Source organism: Nocardiopsis halophila DSM 44494, from assembly GCF_000341245.1.
Taxonomy (GTDB): domain Bacteria; phylum Actinomycetota; class Actinomycetes; order Streptosporangiales; family Streptosporangiaceae; genus Nocardiopsis_A; species Nocardiopsis_A halophila.
Map to the genome: position 1 here is coordinate 22876 of NZ_ANAD01000059.1, position 16712 is coordinate 39587.

Here is a 16712-nt window from a genome sequence, read left to right on the forward strand (position 1 = left end):
GGACACAGCGAACGGCGGGGGGGCCCCCCCCCCCNCACCGGATCGGTCAACCGATCTCTCCGAACTCCGTCCCGCCGGGGCGGGATCCGGCCCTACCGGTTGTAGGGCCCGAAGTCGTACTCCTCCAGCGGCACCGCTTCACCGGTGCCCTGGCCGAACGTGTACTCGCTGGGCTCCTCGTAGCCCGCGACCGAGTACATGGAGGCCTTGGCCTCCTCGGTCGGCTCGACCCGGACGTTGCGGTACTGCGGCATACCGGTACCGGCCGGGATGAGCTTACCGATGATGACGTTCTCCTTGAGGCCCACCAGCGGGTCGCTCTTGCCGTGGATGGCGTTCTCGGTGAGCACCCGGGTGGTCTCCTGGAAGGAGGCCGCCGACAGCCACGACTCGGTGGCCAGCGAGGCCTTGGTGATGCCCAGCAGGACCGGGCGGCCGGCGGCGGGCTGACCGCCTTCGGCCACCACCTGGCGGTTGACCGACTCGAACTTGGGCCGGTCCACCATCTCGCCGGGCAGCAGCTCGGTGTCGCCCGACTCCAGGATGTTCACCCGCTTGAGCATCTGCCGCACGATGATCTCGATGTGCTTGTCGTGGATCGAGACGCCCTGCGACTTGTAGACCTCCTGCACCTCGTTGACCAGGTGCTGCTGCACCGCGCGCGGGCCCTGGATGCGGAGCACCTCGTGCGGGTTGATCGCGCCCTGGATGAGCTGCTGGCCCACGGTGACGTGCGAGCCCTCCTCCACCAGGAGCTGGGCGCGCATCGGCACCGGGTAGGAGATCTCGTCCGAGCCGTCGTTCGGGATCAGGATGATCTTCCGGCTCTTCTCGGTCTCCTCGATGCGGATCCGCCCGTCGAGCTCGGCGATGGGCGCCACACCCTTGGGGATGCGGGCCTCGAAGAGCTCGGTGACACGCGGCAGACCGTGGGTGATGTCCTGGCCGGCCGAACCGCCCATGTGGAAGGTCCGCATGGTCAGCTGGGTGCCGGGCTCACCGATGGACTGCGCCGCGATGATGCCGATCGCCTCACCGACGTCCACCGGCTTGCCGGTGGCCATGGAGCGGCCGTAGCAGGCGCTGCACACGCCGATCTTGGCCTCGCAGGTGAGCGAGGAGCGCACGCGCACCCGCTCCACGCCGGCCTCGACCAGCTTGTCGATGACGCCCTCGGAGGTGTCGGTGCCCGCGGGCAGCAGCACCTCGCCGTCGACCACGACGTCCTCGGCGATGGTCCGGCCGAAGCCGGTGTTCTCCACGTTGTGCTTGCGCACCACGGTGCCGGCGGCGTTCTTCTCACCGACCTCGTGCCAGAGCGAGCGGTCGGTGTGGCAGTCGACCTCGCGGACGATGACGTCCTGGGCCACGTCCACCAGGCGCCGGGTGAGGTACCCGGAGTCGGCGGTGCGCAGTGCCGTGTCCGCCAGGCCCTTGCGCTGGCCGTGCGTGGAGATGAAGTACTCCAGCACCGACAGGCCCTCGCGGTAGGAGGCCTTGATCGGACGCGGGATCGTCTCACCCTTGGTGTTGGAGACCAGGCCGCGGATACCGGCGATCTGGCGGACCTGCATCGGGTTGCCCCGGGCACCCGACTGGACCATCATCCACACCGGGTTGTCGGCGGGGAAGTTGTCCTCCATCTCCTTGGCGACGTCGTTGGTCGCCTTGGTCCAGATCTCGGTGAGCTCCTGGCGGCGCTCGTCGTCGGTGATCAGACCGCGGTCGTACTCGCGCTGGATCTTGTCCGCCTGGCGCTCGTAGGACTCCATGATCTCGTCCTTGCGCGGCGGCGTGAGCACGTCCCCGATGCCGATGGTCAGCCCGGAGCGGGTGGCCCACTTGTAGCCGGCGTCCTTGAAGGCGTCCAGCGTGGTGGCCACCTGCACCTTGGGGTAGTTCTCCGCCAGCTCGTTGACCAGCGCCGAGACCTGCTTCTTGCCCACCTGGTAGTTGACGAACGGGTAGTCCGCCGGGGTGGTCTCGTTGAACAGGTACCGGCCCAGGGTCGTCTGGAGCATGTAGGGCTCGCCGGGGACGTGGCCCTCGGGGGCCTCCCAGTCGGCCGGCGGCACCACGTCGCCGGGCACCCGCAGCCGCACCATGGCCTGCAGGTCCAGCTCCCCGCCGTCGTAGGCCATGATGGCCTCGGACGGGCTGCTGTAGGCCTGGCCCTCGCCCTTGCCGCCCTCCTTGAGGGTGGTCAGGTAGTACAGCCCGATGATCATGTCCTGGGTGGGCATGGTGACGGGCTTGCCGTCGGAGGGCTTGAGGATGTTGTTGGTGGCCAGCATCAGCAGTCGCGCCTCGGCCTGGGCCTCGGCGGACAGCGGCAGGTGGACCGCCATCTGGTCGCCGTCGAAGTCGGCGTTGAAGGCGGTGCACACCAGCGGGTGGATCTGGATGGCCTTGCCCTCGACCAGCTGCGGCTCGAAGGCCTGGATGCCCAGGCGGTGCAGCGTGGGCGCACGGTTGAGCAGCACCGGGTGCTCGGTGATGACCTCTTCGAGGACGTCCCAGACCACCGGGCGGGACCGCTCCACCATCCGCTTGGCGCTCTTGATGTTCTGCGCGTGGTTCAGGTCGACCAGGCGCTTCATCACGAACGGCTTGAACAGCTCCAGCGCCATCTGCTTGGGCAGGCCGCACTGGTGCAGCTTGAGCGTGGGGCCGACGACGATGACCGAACGGCCGGAGTAGTCGACGCGCTTGCCCAGCAGGTTCTGCCGGAACCGGCCCTGCTTGCCCTTGAGCATGTCGGACAGCGACTTCAGCGGACGGTTGCCCGGCCCGGTGACCGGGCGGCCGCGGCGGCCGTTGTCGAACAGCGCGTCGACGGCCTCCTGCAGCATCCGCTTCTCGTTGTTGACGATGATCTCGGGAGCGCCCAGGTCGAGCAGGCGCTTGAGCCGGTTGTTCCGGTTGATGACCCGGCGGTACAGGTCGTTCAGGTCGGAGGTGGCGAACCGCCCGCCGTCCAGCTGGACCATGGGGCGCAGGTCCGGCGGGATCACCGGGACGCAGTCGAGCACCATGCCCATCGGGCTGTTGCGGGTGTTCAGGAACGCCGAGACGACCTTGAGCCGCTTGAGGGCGCGGGCCTTCTTCTGGCCCTTGCCGCTGCGGATGGTCTCGCGCAGCTTCTCGGCCTCGGCGTCGAGGTCGAAGTTGGCCAGGCGCTCCTGGATGGCCTGGGCGCCCATGCCGCCGCGGAAGTACTTGCCGAAGCGGTCCCGCATCTCGCGGTAGAGCATCTCGTCGCCCTCAAGGTCCTGGACCTTCAGGCCCTTGAAGCGGTTCCAGACCTCGTCGAGGCGGTCGATCTCGCGCTGCACGCGGTCGCGGATCTGGCGCATCTCGCGCTCGGCCGACTCGCGGACCTTGCGCCGCGCGTCGCCCTTGGCGCCCTGCTCCTCCAGCTCGGCCAGGTCGGCCTCGAGCTTCTTGTGCCGCTCCTCGACCTGGGAGTCGCGGCGCTGCTCCAGGTGCCGCCGCTCGACCGAGACCTGGGCCTCCAGGGAGGCCAGGTCGCGCTCGCGGGCCTCGTTGTCCACCCACGTCACCATGTAGGCGGCGAAGTAGATGATCTTCTCGAGGTCCTTGGGAGCCAGGTCCAGCAGGTAGCCCAGGCGGCTGGGAACGCCCTTGAAGTACCAGATGTGGGTCACGGGAGCGGCCAGCTCGATGTGGCCCATGCGCTCGCGGCGCACCTTGGCCCGGGTGACCTCGACACCGCAGCGCTCGCAGATGATGCCCTTGAAGCGGACCCGCTTGTACTTACCGCAGTAGCACTCCCAGTCCCGGGTCGGGCCGAAGATCTTCTCGCAGAAGAGCCCGTCCTTCTCCGGCTTCAGGGTGCGGTAGTTGATCGTCTCCGGCTTCTTGACCTCACCGTGCGACCACTGGCGGATGTCGTCGGCCGTGGCCAGGCCGATGCGCAGCTCGTCGAAGAAATTGACGTCGAGCACTTAATTCGTCCCCTGCTCTCGAAGCTTGCGGAAGTCAGACCTCTTCGACGCTGCTCGGCTCGCGCCGACCCAGGTCGATACCCAGTTCTTCCGCCGCACGGAAGACGTCCTCGTCGGTGTCTCGCATCTCGATGGACATACCGTCACTGGACAGCACCTCCACGTTCAGGCAGAGCGACTGCATCTCCTTGATGAGCACCTTGAAGGACTCGGGGATGCCGGGCTCCGGGATGTTCTCGCCCTTGACGATGGCCTCGTACACCTTCACGCGGCCCAGGACGTCGTCGGACTTGATGGTGAGCAGTTCCTGCAGCGCGTACGCGGCCCCGTAGGCCTCCAGCGCCCAGACCTCCATCTCTCCGAAGCGCTGCCCGCCGAACTGCGCCTTGCCGCCCAGCGGCTGCTGGGTGATCATCGAGTACGGACCGGTGGAACGGGCGTGGATCTTGTCGTCCACCAGGTGGTGCAGCTTCAGGAAGTAGGTGTAGCCCACCGCGATCGGCTCGTCGAACGGCTCACCGGTGCGGCCGTCGTAGAGCACGGCCTTGCCGTCGGCGTTGATGAGGCGGTCGCCGTCGCTGTTGGGGAGCACCGCCTGGAGCAGGCCGGTGATCTCGTCCTCGCGCAGGCCGTCGAAGACCGGGGTGGCCACGGTGCTGCCCGGGGGGACCTCCCCCGCGCCGATGGCGCGCAGCCGCTGCTTCCACTCCTCGGGCCCGTCGTCGACCTGCCAGCCGTTGGCCGCCATCCAGCCCAGGTGGATCTCCATGATCTGGCCGACGTTCATCCGGCCGGGCACGCCCAGCGGGTTGAGGACGATGTCGACCGGGGTGCCGTCCTCCATGAACGGCATGTCCTCCTGCGGCAGGATCTTGGCGATGACGCCCTTGTTGCCGTGGCGGCCGGCCAGCTTGTCGCCGTCGGTGATCTTGCGCTTCTGCGCCACGTAGACGCGGACCAGCTCGTTGACGCCGGGCGGCAGCTCGTCGCCCTCCTCGCGGCTGAACACGCGCACGCCGATGACCTTGCCGGACTCGCCGTGCGGCACCTTCAGGGAGGTGTCGCGGACCTCGCGGGCCTTCTCACCGAAGATGGCACGCAGCAGGCGCTCCTCCGGGGTCAGCTCGGTCTCGCCCTTGGGGGTGACCTTGCCGACCAGGATGTCGCCGTCGACGACCTCGGCGCCGATCCGGATGATGCCGCGGTCGTCCAGGTCGGCGAGGACCTCCTCGCTGACGTTGGGGATCTCGCGGGTGATCTCCTCCGGGCCCAGCTTGGTGTCGCGGGCGTCGACCTCGTGCTCCTCGATGTGGATCGAGGACATGACGTCGTCCTGGACCAGCCGCTGGGACAGCACGATGGCGTCCTCGTAGTTGTGGCCCTCCCAGGACATGTACGCCACGAGCAGGTTCTTGCCCAGCGACATCTCGCCCTGGTCGGTCGAGGGGCCGTCGGCCAGGACCTGGCCCGCCTCGACCCGGACGCCCTCGTCGACGACCGGGCGCTGGTTGAAGCAGGTGCCCTGGTTGCTGCGGCGGAACTTGCCCAGGCGGTAGGTCTTGCGGCCGCCCTCGTCGTCCATGACCGTGATGTAGTCGGCGGTCACGTCCTCGACAACGCCGGCCTTCTCGGCCAGCACCACGTCGCCGGCGTCGGTGGCGGCGCGGTACTCCATGCCGGTGCCGACCTTCGGCGCCTCGGCGCGCAGCAGCGGCACCGCCTGGCGCTGCATGTTGGAGCCCATGAGCGCGCGGTTGGCGTCGTCGTGCTCCAGGAACGGGATCATCGCCGTGGCGACGGAGACCATCTGGCGCGGGGAGACGTCCATGAAGGACACCTCGCCGCCGGCGACGGCCTCGAACTCGCCGCCCTTGGTGCGCGCGAGCACCCGGGACTCGCTGAACGTGCCGTCGGCCTCCACCTGGGTGTTGGCCTGGGCGATGACGTAGCGGTCCTCCTCGTCGGCGGTCAGGTAGACCACCTCCTCGGTGACCCGCCCGTCGACGACCCTGCGGTAGGGCGTCTCGACGAAGCCGAAGGAGTTGACCCGCCCGTAGCCGGCCAGCGAGCCGATCAGGCCGATGTTCGGGCCTTCCGGCGTCTCGATGGGGCACATGCGGCCGTAGTGCGACGGGTGGACGTCGCGGACCTCGAAGCCCGCGCGCTCACGGGACAGACCGCCCGGGCCCAGCGCCGAGAGGCGGCGCTTGTGGGTCAGCCCGGCCAGCGGGTTGGTCTGGTCCATGAACTGCGACAGCTGGCTGGTGCCGAAGAACTCCTTGATGGAGGCGACGACCGGCCGGATGTTGATCAGCGTCTGCGGCGTGATCGCCTCGACGTCCTGGGTGGTCATGCGCTCGCGGACGACGCGCTCCATCCGGGCCAGGCCCAGCCGGACCTGGTTCTGGATGAGCTCGCCGACCGTGCGCAGGCGCCGGTTGCCGAAGTGGTCGATGTCGTCGGTCTCGATCGGCCGCTCGCCGATCGCGGTGTCCATCGACTCCTCGCCGGCGTGCAGCCGCACCAGGTAGTCGACCGTGGCGACGATGTCGTCCTCGGTCAGGGTGCCCTGGGTGAAGTCCGTGTCCAGCCCGAGCTTCTTGTTGATCTTGTAGCGGCCGACCTTGGCCAGGTCGTAGCGCTTGGGGTTGAAGTACAGGTTCTCCAGCAGGGCCTGCGCCGACTCCTTCGTCGGGGGCTCCCCCGGGCGCAGCTTGCGGTAGATGTCCAGCAGCGCGTCGTCGGTGCCGGCCGTGGGGTCCTTCTCCAGCGTGTTGCGGATGGACTCGTAGTGGCCGAAGCGCTCCAGGATCTGGTCGGTGGTCCAGCCGAGCGCCTTGAGCAGCACGGTGACCGCCTGCTTGCGCTTGCGGTCGATGCGGACGCCGACGAAGTCGCGCTTGTCGACCTCGAACTCCAGCCACGCGCCGCGGGACGGGATGACCTTGCAGCCGAACAGGTCCTTGTCGGAGGTCTTGTCGACCTGCCGGTCGAAGTACACGCCCGGAGAGCGGACCAGCTGCGAGACGACGACACGCTCGGTGCCGTTGATGATGAAGGTGCCCTTGACGGTCATGAGCGGGAAGTCGCCCATGAAGACCGTCTGGCTCTTGATCTCGCCGGTGTCGTTGTTGATGAACTCCGCGGTGACGAACATCGGCGCGGAGTACGTCATGTCCTTGTCCTTGCACTCCTCTTCGGAGTACTTGGGCGGCTCGAACCGATGGTCGCGGAACGACAGCGACATCGTGCCCGAGAAGTCCTCGATCGGACTGATCTCCTCGAAGATCTCTTCGAGACCGGACTGCTCCGGAACGTCCTTGCGGCCCGCCTCGAGGGCGGCCTCGACTCGGGCGCGCCACTTCTCGTTGCCCAGCAGCCAGTCGAAGGACTCGGTCTGCAGCGCGAGAAGGTCGGGGACCTCGAGCGGTTCGTGGATGCGGGCGAACGAAACGCGGTTCGGACCAAGGGCGTTAGCGGAGGCGTTGCGCGAGGCTGCCAACAGGGGTCCTTCCGAAGGCTTGTGGCGGTTGATGCGCGCGCACGCCGGACGACCCGGGTCGTTGTTCGATGGGGGAAGCCTCCGGGGCTCCCGGTGGCCTCCGCCGTCGAGGTGGCACGTGCAGTCGGTGGGCCGAGACCACGGGTGATCAGGGCGCGGAACGCACGGACACCGGCACAGGGGTCGTCAAAGGGCAGCGCAAAAGGGCAGTGTAGCCGAATACTACACCGCTGTCCAACCGCATCCCCCGGAGTCAGTCACGACACCACGCAGCATCGCTCCCTCAGGCGGATCCGTCAAGCCCGGAGGGGCCTGGCGGCCTCGCCCGATGCCCGTGAGAGGTCCCACAGGACAGGGCGGGTGTGAGGGAGGAGACATCGGGGAAGGAATCTTCACTTCCAAGGGTCGGTCGAACGCGGGCAAAGAGCGGCGGCGACGGGCGGCGCGGAGGCGCGCCCGGTGGAACGAGGAAGGCCGCCCCGGTGTTCCGGGACGGCCTCCCTGCGGCGCGGCGGCCCCGCGTGCGGGGCGGCCGCTCGGCCCTACTTGAGGGTGACGGTGGCGCCGGCGCCCTCCAGGGCCTCCTTGGCCTTGTCGGCGTTCTCCTTGTTGACGCCCTCCATCAGCGGCTTGGGGGCGTTGTCGACCAGGTCCTTGGCCTCCTTCAGGCCCAGGCTGGTGAGGCCGCGGACCTCCTTGATGACCTGGATCTTCTTGTCGCCGGCCGACTCGAGGATGACGTCGAACTCGTCCTTCTCCTCCTCCTCGGCGGCACCGGCGTCGCCAGCACCCGGGGCGGCGGCGACGACGGCGGCCGGAGCGGCGGCCTCGACGTCGAACTTCTCCTCGAACAGCTTGACGAACTCGGAGAGCTCGAGAAGGGTCATCTCCTCGAAGGCGCCGAGGAGCTCTTCGTTGCTGAGCTTCGCCATGATTGCGATCTCTCTTTCTTCCCGAACACGCGCGCCCCTCGGCGCCGTGCCATGGTCGTCTTAGGCCTCGTCCGACTTCTTGTCCTGCAGCGCCTGCGCGAGGCGAGCGAACTTGAGCGGGAGGGCCTCGAACGTGGCGGCGGCCTGGCCCTGCTTGGCCTTGAGGGCGCCCGCCAGCTTCGCGAGGATGACCTCGCGGGACTCAAGGTCGGCCAGCTTGGTGATCTCTTCGGGGCCCATCGTCTTGCCGTCGATGTAGCCGCCCTTGATCACCAGAGGCGGGTTCTCCTTCGCGAAGTCACGCAGGCCCTTGGCCGCCTCGACCACGTCACCGCGGACGAAGGCGATGGCCGACGGCCCCTCGAACATCTCGAGGGCCTTCTCGTCAAGGTCGGCCTCCTTGGCCGCGATCTTGCCGAGGGTGTTCTTCACGACGCGGAACCGCGCGTTCTGGCCGAGGCTGCGGCGCAGCTTGCCCATCTGCGCCACACTGAGCCCCCGGTATTCGGCAAGCACGGCGCCCTGGGAGCTCGTGAACTCCTCGGTGAGCTCGGCGACCGCGGCTGCCTTATCCGGCCTCGCCATGGGACTCCTTCCAACAGTGAACGCCGGGGGTTCCAGGGACCTGGGCGAGGCGGGCGGGCGCGGCATGAAAAAAGCCCCGGCGCAGGGGCGCGGGGCACGACCGAGGACGCACGGATCCGGGGATCGCGCACACGTATCGGAAGAGCTCACATCACACCTGCGCAGGCCGCCCGACCTCGTCGGGACCTTGGGCCGCCCTGAGGGCGGCGACCGGCGGTCTTCGGCACTCACCATCTTAGGGCATCCGGAAAGCGCCCCGGCACGTGCGCCGGAAGGTGTGGGCGGAGGCACACCGGCGCGGGCCGGGGGACCGGGCGGCACGACCGGGGGAAACGGCAGGGCCCCGGACCGCACGCGGTCCGGGGCCCAGAGCAGGGGGCCGAGGCTACTCGGCGGCGACGCGGGTCACCGACGGGTCGACCGGGATGCCCGGGCCCATCGTGGTGGTGATGTTCGCGGACTTGATGTAGCGCCCCTTGGCGGCCGACGGCTTGAGCCGCAGGACCTCCTCCAGGGCGGCGGCGTAGTTCTCCGCCAGCTGCTCCTCGGCGAAGGAGGCCTTGCCGATGATGAAGTGCAGGTTGCTGTGCCGGTCGACACGGAACTCGATCTTGCCGCCCTTGATGTCGGACACGGCCTTGGCCACGTCCGGGGTGACCGTCCCGGTCTTGGGGTTGGGCATCAGGCCGCGGGGGCCCAGAACCCGGCCCAGGCGACCGACCTTGCCCATCAGGTCCGGCGTGGCCACCACGGCGTCGAAGTCGAGGAAGCCGTTCTGGATCTCCTGCACCAGGTCGTCGTCGCCGACGTAGTCGGCGCCCGCGGCACGTGCGGCCTCGGCCTTCTCGCCGGTGGCGAAGACCAGGACCCGAGCGGTCTTACCGGTGCCGTGCGGAAGGTTGACGGTGCCGCGGACCATCTGGTCGGCCTTGCGCGGGTCGACGCCCAGGCGCAGGGCCACCTCGACGGTGGCGTCGAACTTGGCGGTGGAGGTCTCCTTGGCCAGCTTGATCGCGTCGACCGGCCCGTAGAGGCGGTCGCGGTCGACCAGGGAGCTGGCCTTGCGGTGGTTCTTGCTGCGCTTCATGCGGTTCTCCTGACGAGATGTGTGGTGAGCGGGCCGCGCAGGACCCTGCCACGGTCGACGGCGGGGGCTACTTGATCACGAAGCCCATGGAGCGGGCGGTGCCCTCGACGATCTTGCTGGCGGCCTCGACGTCGTCGGTGTTGAGGTCGGGCAGCTTGGTCTGGGCGATCTCGCGGATCTGGTCGGCGCTGATGCTGCCGGCCGTGGTGCGCCCCGGGTCGGTGGAGCCCTTGTCGACGCCGGCGGCCTTCATGATCAGCTTGGGCGCCGGCGGGGTCTTGGTGATGAAGGAGAACGAGCGGTCCTCGTAGATGGTGATCTCTACGGGGATGACGTTCCCGCGCTGGGCTTCGGTCGCAGCGTTGTACTGCTTGCAGAAGTCCATGATGTTGACGCCGTGCGGGCCCAGCGCGGTACCGACGGGCGGGGCCGGGGTGGCCTGGCCCGCGGGCAGCTGAACCTTGACGAGCGCCGCGATCTTCTTCTTCTTCGGAGGCATATCGGGTCCTTTGCCTGATCTGCGTTGCTTCTCGGCCCCTCGGGCGCGCCGGAGGGTGTGCGCAGGGCGCACGGACCGCGCGGAGCGGGGCCGACAGGGGCCCTGCGCTGGGCAGAGCGCGGTGGGTCCGCCCAGAAGGCGGACCCACCAAGTCTACGTGCTCGCGCGGGCGGCGGGGCACGGCCGCCCGCGGTCCGGGCGAGCGGTGCTCAGATCTTGGAGACCTGGTTGAAGCCCAGCTCCACCGGGGTCTCTCGGCCGAAGATGGAGACCAGCACCTTGAGCTTCTGGGTGTCGGGGTTGATCTCGCTGACGGTCGCCGGGAGCGTGGCGAAGGGCCCCTCCATCACGGTGACCGACTCGCCCACCTCGTAGGCGACGTCGCCGCGCGGCTCGGGCCGCTCACCCTGCTTGGCCTGCTCCGGCTCTTCCTCCGCCTCGGGCGCCAGCAGGTCGGCGACCTCCTGGACGCTCAGCGGCGCCGGCCGGTTGGACAGGCCCACGAAGCCGGTGACGCCCGGGGTGTTGCGGATGGCCGACCACGACTCGTCGGTCAGCTCCATGCGCACCAGGACGTAGCTGGGAAGCACCTTCTCGGTGACCTGCTGCCGCTTGCCGCCCTTGACCTCGGTGACCTCCTGGGTGGGCACCTCGACCTGGAAGATGTAGTCCTCCATGTTGAGCGACTGGGTGCGGCTCTCGACATTGGCCTTCACGCGGTTCTCGTAGCCCGCGTAGGTGTGCACGACGTACCAGTCGCCGGGAAGCAGCCGGAGCTCGATCTTGAACTCCTCGACCGGGTCGAGCCTGGGGGCCTCGTCGGCCTCCCCCTCGGCCTGGGACTCGGCCTCGGGGCCGCCGGAGCCGTCGGCGCCGTCCTCGGCGCCCGGCTCCTGCTGCTCCTCCTCGGCGCGCTGGCCGGCCTCTTCCTCTGACACCTGATCAAGGTCCTCTTCCGGGAGGTCGCCAGAGGTCAGTGGGGACTCGGACACGGCTGCTCTTTCTCTCGTCGGTTACGCCCGCCGGGCACCCGCGCGCGTGGCGGCCGGTGCCGGTCCTGCCAGCTTACGGCGTCACAGGGCGCACCGTGACCAGGCGCGGCCGGGGCGGGAGGGGCGCTAGAAGGGGGCCTGCTCGCCGCCGCTGCTCCCGAGCGTCCCGTAGAGCCAGGTGACGGCCTCGCCGAAGCCGAAGTCGAGGAGCGAGACGTAGCCGACCATGATGACAACGAAGACGATCACGACGATCGTGTAGGTGATGAGCTCGCGGCGCGTAGGCCAGCGGACCTTGCGCAGCTCTCCGACGACCTGGCGGGTGAAGGTCACCGGACCGGTACGACGCTGGGGCTCCTTGCCGGGCTTGGCGTCGGCGTTGGTCTGAGTCACCAGAGGTCCTTAGTGTCGGGTCCGATGCGCACCTCATCCACATCTGTCCTTGCAGGGCAGGAGGGACTCGAACCCCCAACCGCCGGTTTTGGAGACCGGTGCTCTACCAATTGAGCCACTGCCCTTCGCGGCGTCCGCGCGGTACCCACCATAGCCGGTTCCGCGCCCGGATGCGCACCCGGAGCCACCGCTCCGCCGTACGCGTCCGCCCCGCCGGGTCGCCTGAGTCTATTGCCTATCGGCCCTGCGGGCCAACCCGAGCGGGCCGGACCCGCTCACCGCGTGCAACGATGGGCCCATGAGTGACCGACCTCGTATCTCGCAACGCATCGGCGGCATCTCCGAGTCGGCGACGCTCGCCGTGGACGCCAAGGCCAAGGCCATGAAGGCCGAGGGCCGCCCCGTGATCGGCTTCGGCGCCGGCGAGCCGGACTTCCCGACCCCCGACTACATCGTGGAGGCGGCGGTCAAGGCCGCCCGTGAGCCGCGCTTCCACCGCTACACCCCGGCGGGCGGGCTGCCCGAGCTGAAGGAGGCGCTGGCCGCCAAGACGCTGCGCGACTCCGGCTACGAGGTGGAGCCCTCCCAGGTGCTCGTCACCAACGGCGGCAAGCAGGCGATCTACGAGGCCTTCGCCACGCTGCTGGACCCGGGCGACGAGGTCATCGTCATCGCCCCGTACTGGACCACCTACCCCGAGTCGATCAAGCTGGCCGGCGGCGTTCCGCGCTACGTGGTCACCGACGAGTCCACCGGTTACCTGGCCACCGTCGAGCAGCTGGAGCAGGCCCGGACCGAGCGCACCAAGGTGCTGCTGTTCGTGTCCCCCTCCAACCCGACCGGCGCGGTGTACGCCCCCGACCAGGTGCGCGGGATCGGCCGCTGGGCGGCCGAGGCGGGCCTGTGGGTGATGACCGACGAGATCTACGAGCACCTCGTCTACGGGGACGCCCGGTTCTCCTCGATGCCGGTGGAGGTCCCCGAGCTGGCCGACCGCACCGTGGTCGTCAACGGCGTCGCCAAGACCTACGCCATGACCGGCTGGCGGGTGGGCTGGGTGATCGGCCCCAAGGACGTCGTCAAGGCCGCCTCCAACCTGCAGTCGCACGCCACCTCCAATGTGGCCAACGTCTCCCAGGCCGCGGCGCTGGCCGCGGTCACCGGCGACCTGTCGGCGGTGGAGCGCATGCGCGAGGCCTTCGACCGGCGCCGCCGCACCATCGTGCGGATGCTGGGCGACATCCCCGGCGTGGTCTGCCCGGAGCCGCAGGGCGCGTTCTACGCCTACCCCTCGGTCAAGGGGCTGCTGGGCAAGGAGATCCGCGGCGTGCGGCCGCAGGACTCCGCCGAGCTGGCGAAGCTGATCCTGGAACAGGCCGAGGTCGCGGTGGTCCCCGGCGAGGCCTTCGGCACCCCGGGCTACCTGCGGCTGTCCTACGCGCTCGGCGACGCCGACCTGGCCGAGGGCGTGGGCCGGATCCAGAAGCTGCTGGGCGAGGCCGCCTGAGCCGCCCACCGGCCGCCGGACCCGACGCGACGCGCCGCACGCCCTCCTCCGGGGCGTGCGGCGCGTCTCATTTCGCACGAGGCACCGGGCGGCGCCCGCGCCGATACGGCACCATTGCGTCATGGAACGCCCCATCGCGCTGCTGCCGAAAGCCCATCTGCACCTGCACTTCACCGGCTCCATGCGCCACTCCACGCTCGTGGAGCTCGCCGCGCGGCACGGGGTCCACCTCCCCCAGGCCCTGGCCGAGGAGTGGCCGCCGCACCTCAGCGCGGCCGACGAGCGCGGCTGGTTCCGGTTCCAGCGGCTCTACGACATCGCCCGGTCGGTCCTGCGCGAGCCGGAGGACATCCGCCGGCTGCTGCGGGAGGCGGCCGAGGACGAGGCGGCCGCCGGGGCGCGCTGGCTGGAGATCCAGGTCGACCCCAGCGGGTACGCCGCCCGGTTCGACGGTCTCACCGCCGCCCTGGAGCTGGTCCTGGACGCAGCCCGCGCCGCCGAGCGGGAGACCGGGGTGCACATCGGGCTGATGGTGGCGGCCAACCGCACCCGGCACCCGATGGACGCCAAGGCGCTGGCTCGCCTGGCCCGGCAGTACGCCGACAAGGGCGTGGTGTCCTTCGGGCTGAACAACGACGAGCGGCGGGGGCGCGCCCTGGAGTTCGAGGGCGCCTTCCGCATCGCCAAGCGCGCGGGGCTGCTGTCCGCGCCGCACGGGGGCGAGCTGCAGGGGCCGCGCAGCGTGCGCGAGTGCCTGGACGAGCTCGCCGCCGACCGCGTCGGCCACGGGGTGCGCGCCGTGGACGACCCCTACCTGGTGGAGCGGATCGCCACACAGGGGGTGACGCTGGAGGTGTGCCCCTCCTCCAACGTGAGCCTGGGCGTGGTCTCCGACGTGGCGCACGTGCCGCTGCGGCGGCTCTTCGACGGGGGCGTCCCGATCGCCCTCGGCGCCGACGACCCGCTGCTCTTCGGGCCCCGGCTGGCCGAGCAGTACGAGATCGCGCGGTCGGTCTTCGGGTTCGGCGACACCGGGCTGGCGGAGCTGGCGCGGATGTCGATCCGGGGGTCGGGCGCGCCGGAGTGGCTGCGCAAGGAGATGCTCGCCGGGGTGGACGAATGGCTGTCCCGCTCCCCCGGGGAGCCCGGCGCGCGAGAGGGGGCGTCCGGAGGCGGCACCGGTCACAGCCCCGACAGCGTCAACGCGCCCTGAAGCGTCATCGCGCCCCCGGCCAGGAAGAACAGGACGGCGGCAGCGATCTGCACGGCCCGCTCGGGGAGTTTCTTGCCGAGCACCGCCCCCAGGGCGATCGCGACGGCGTCGGCGGCGACCATGCCGACGGTGGAACCGATCCAGACCGGCAGCCAGTGGTACTGGGTGCCCACGGTCACGGTGGCGAGCATGGTCTTGTCGCCCAGTTCGGCGACGAAGAAGACGGTGGCGACGGTGAGGAAGGCCGACCGGACCCGCCGGGACGCGGCGCGCCGCTCGTCGGCCTCGGTCATCTCGTCGCCGCGCAGGGTCCACAGCCCGAACCCGATGAAGGCCAGGCCCGCGATGAGGGTGACCCATTCGGTGGGGACCGCCAGGCCGGCGGCCTCGGCCAGCAGGACGCTGAGCCCGTGCACCGCGACGGTGGCGGCGGTGATCCCGGCCAGGACGGTCCACCAGCGGTAGCGGCTGGCCAGGGAGAGCGCCACCAGCTGCGTCTTGTCTCCCATCTCGGCGAGGAACACCACCACGGTGCCCGCCGCCAGCGCGGGGAGGAAATCCATTCGGTCCGCCTTTCGCCCGGTGTGCCGGGGCGCGAGGGGACGCCCTTTCGGCCCGGTGGCGTCCGTTACCGGGCCGAAGGTCTCGTCCGCCCGTGCGGCGGGCTCCCGCGGCCGGGCCGGGCACGGGGCCCGGCCAGTGTGTCGACGGCGGGAATTGGGGACTACTCCCCTTCGGTTGTTTCGACCCTAGGACGGGCGAAATTCCGAACACAATTCATGGAGACGCCTTCCCGCGAGCGGGAAATTCGGCGAAGAATGAAGTTGGCCGCCCCCAACTTCCTTTTTGGGAGGGGCGGGCGGGGCCGCGCGGGTCAGAGCCGCACGCCCACCATGACGGGCTCGTTGACCAGCGTGACGCCGAAGCGGTCGGCCACGCCCGCGCGCACCTCGCGCGCCAGGGCGAGCAGGTCGCCGGTGGTGGCGCCGCCGGGGTTGGTCAGGGCCAGGGTGTGCTTGGTGGAGATCCGCGCCGGCCCCGAGCCGTGGCCCTTCGAGAAGCCGGCCTTGTCGATCAGCCAGGCGGCGGAGGTCTTGACGCGGCCGCCGGCCTCGGGGAAGGCGGGCGGCTCGGCGCCGGGGCCGAGGAGGTCGGCGGCGCGCTTGCGCAGGTCCTCGAACTCGGCCTCGGTGAGGATCGGGTTGGTGAAGAACGAGCCGGCGCTGCGGGTGTCCGGGTCGTCGGGGTCCAGGACCATGCCCTTGCCGCGGCGGAGCTCCAGCACGGCGGCGCGGGCGTCGGCGGCGGGGACCCGCTCGCCCTGCCCGACGCCCAGGCGCCGGGCGAGCTCGGCGTAGGCCACGGGGGCGCTGAGCGCGGAGGACTCCAGCTCGAAGACGACCTCGCAGACCACGTAGCGGTCGGAGCCCTTGAAGACGCTGTCGCGGTAGGCGAAGCCGCACTCGGCGGGGGCCATGGCGCGCCGCTCGCCGCGCTCGCGGTCGTACACGACGACCTCGGCGACGGTCTCGGAGACGGACTGCCCGTAGGCGCCGACGTTCTGGATGGGGGTGGCGCCCACCCGCCCGGGGATGCCGGAGAGGCATTCGACGCCGCTGAGGCCGTCGGCGACGCACCGCTCGACGAGCCCGTCCCACTCCACGCCGGCCTCGGCGCGCACCCGGACGGTGCCCGCGGCGCTCCCGGCCTCGGTCCGCACCCCGCCGGTGCCGACCAGGACCACCGTGCCCGCGAAGCCCTCGTCGGCGACGACGAGGTTGCTGCCGCCGCCGAGCACCAGCAGGGGGCCGCCGGCGGCGTCGGCCTCGGCGACGGCGGTGGTGAGCTCACCGGTGGTGGCGGCGGAGACGAACCGGGCGGCCGGGCCGCCCAGGCGCAGGGTGGTGTGGTCGGCCAGCCGGACACCGGCGGCGGGTGCAGCGGACACGGGGATCCCTCTCAGAGGCTGTCGGACGACCGGACATCACCGGCCGGCCCTTTCGCGTTGATCTCGGGGAAGTCGGCCTTATCAGG

Annotated in this window: 12 protein-coding genes and 1 tRNA gene; 2 read left to right on the plus strand and 11 right to left on the minus strand. The window is 70.2% G+C overall.

What is annotated here, in order from left to right; translation table 11 throughout:
- Positions 1–92 precede the first annotated feature (92 nt).
- The 9 genes from D450_RS0107340 to D450_RS0107380 all read right to left on the minus strand — a co-directional run bounded on the left by D450_RS0107340 (position 93) and on the right by D450_RS0107380 (position 12083).
- A complete protein-coding gene (locus D450_RS0107340) occupies positions 93–3968 on the minus strand; it encodes a DNA-directed RNA polymerase subunit beta' (RefSeq protein ID WP_017538027.1) in 3876 nt (1291 codons plus the stop codon).
- A gap of 34 nt (positions 3969–4002) precedes the next feature.
- A complete protein-coding gene (rpoB, locus tag D450_RS0107345; protein WP_017538028.1) occupies positions 4003–7470 on the minus strand; it encodes a DNA-directed RNA polymerase subunit beta in 3468 nt (1155 codons plus the stop codon).
- Between the two features lie 542 nt (positions 7471–8012).
- Positions 8013–8402: a 50S ribosomal protein L7/L12 gene (gene rplL, locus D450_RS0107350; RefSeq protein ID WP_017538029.1), complete on the minus strand. Its 390-nt coding sequence runs from the start codon at positions 8400–8402 to the stop codon at positions 8013–8015.
- Positions 8403–8462: 60 nt separating this feature from the next.
- Entirely contained in the window at positions 8463–8987 is a 525-nt protein-coding gene (gene rplJ, locus D450_RS0107355; protein ID WP_017538030.1) for a 50S ribosomal protein L10, read from the minus strand.
- 385 nt (positions 8988–9372) lie between these two features.
- On the minus strand, positions 9373–10074 hold the full coding sequence (gene rplA, locus D450_RS0107360; protein ID WP_017538031.1) for a 50S ribosomal protein L1: 702 nt from the start codon (positions 10072–10074) through the stop codon (positions 9373–9375).
- A 67-nt stretch (positions 10075–10141) separates the two neighbouring features.
- Positions 10142–10573 carry a 50S ribosomal protein L11 gene (gene rplK / locus D450_RS0107365; RefSeq protein ID WP_017538032.1) on the minus strand — a complete coding sequence of 144 codons (432 nt, stop codon included), beginning with the start codon at positions 10571–10573 and terminating at the stop codon, positions 10142–10144.
- Positions 10574–10782: 209 nt separating this feature from the next.
- Positions 10783–11565, minus strand: a complete 783-nt coding sequence (gene nusG, locus D450_RS0107370) for a transcription termination/antitermination protein NusG (protein ID WP_026128429.1) — start codon at positions 11563–11565, stop codon at positions 10783–10785.
- Between the two features lie 126 nt (positions 11566–11691).
- Positions 11692–11958: a preprotein translocase subunit SecE gene (gene secE, locus D450_RS0107375; protein ID WP_017538034.1), complete on the minus strand. Its 267-nt coding sequence runs from the start codon at positions 11956–11958 to the stop codon at positions 11692–11694.
- 52 nt (positions 11959–12010) lie between these two features.
- Positions 12011–12083 (minus strand) — tRNA-Trp (locus tag D450_RS0107380).
- A 173-nt stretch (positions 12084–12256) separates the two neighbouring features.
- Between D450_RS0107380 and D450_RS0107385 the strand changes: the two genes are divergently transcribed.
- Positions 12257–13465, plus strand: a complete 1209-nt coding sequence (locus tag D450_RS0107385) for a pyridoxal phosphate-dependent aminotransferase (protein ID WP_017538035.1) — start codon at positions 12257–12259, stop codon at positions 13463–13465.
- Between the two features lie 121 nt (positions 13466–13586).
- Positions 13587–14678 (plus strand): adenosine deaminase, encoded by a 1092-nt coding sequence (locus D450_RS0107390; protein WP_017538036.1) that lies wholly within the window; start codon positions 13587–13589, stop codon positions 14676–14678.
- Here the strand turns inward: D450_RS0107390 and D450_RS0107395 are convergent.
- Both D450_RS0107395 and D450_RS0107400 read right to left on the minus strand, forming a co-directional pair.
- Positions 14648–15241, minus strand: a complete 594-nt coding sequence (locus tag D450_RS0107395) for a TMEM165/GDT1 family protein (protein ID WP_017538037.1) — start codon at positions 15239–15241, stop codon at positions 14648–14650. The two genes, D450_RS0107390 and D450_RS0107395, sit on opposite strands and share 31 nt — an antisense overlap.
- 311 nt (positions 15242–15552) lie before the next feature.
- Positions 15553–16626 (minus strand): UDP-N-acetylmuramate dehydrogenase, encoded by a 1074-nt coding sequence (locus tag D450_RS0107400; protein ID WP_017538038.1) that lies wholly within the window; start codon positions 16624–16626, stop codon positions 15553–15555.
- Positions 16627–16712 lie beyond the last annotated feature (86 nt).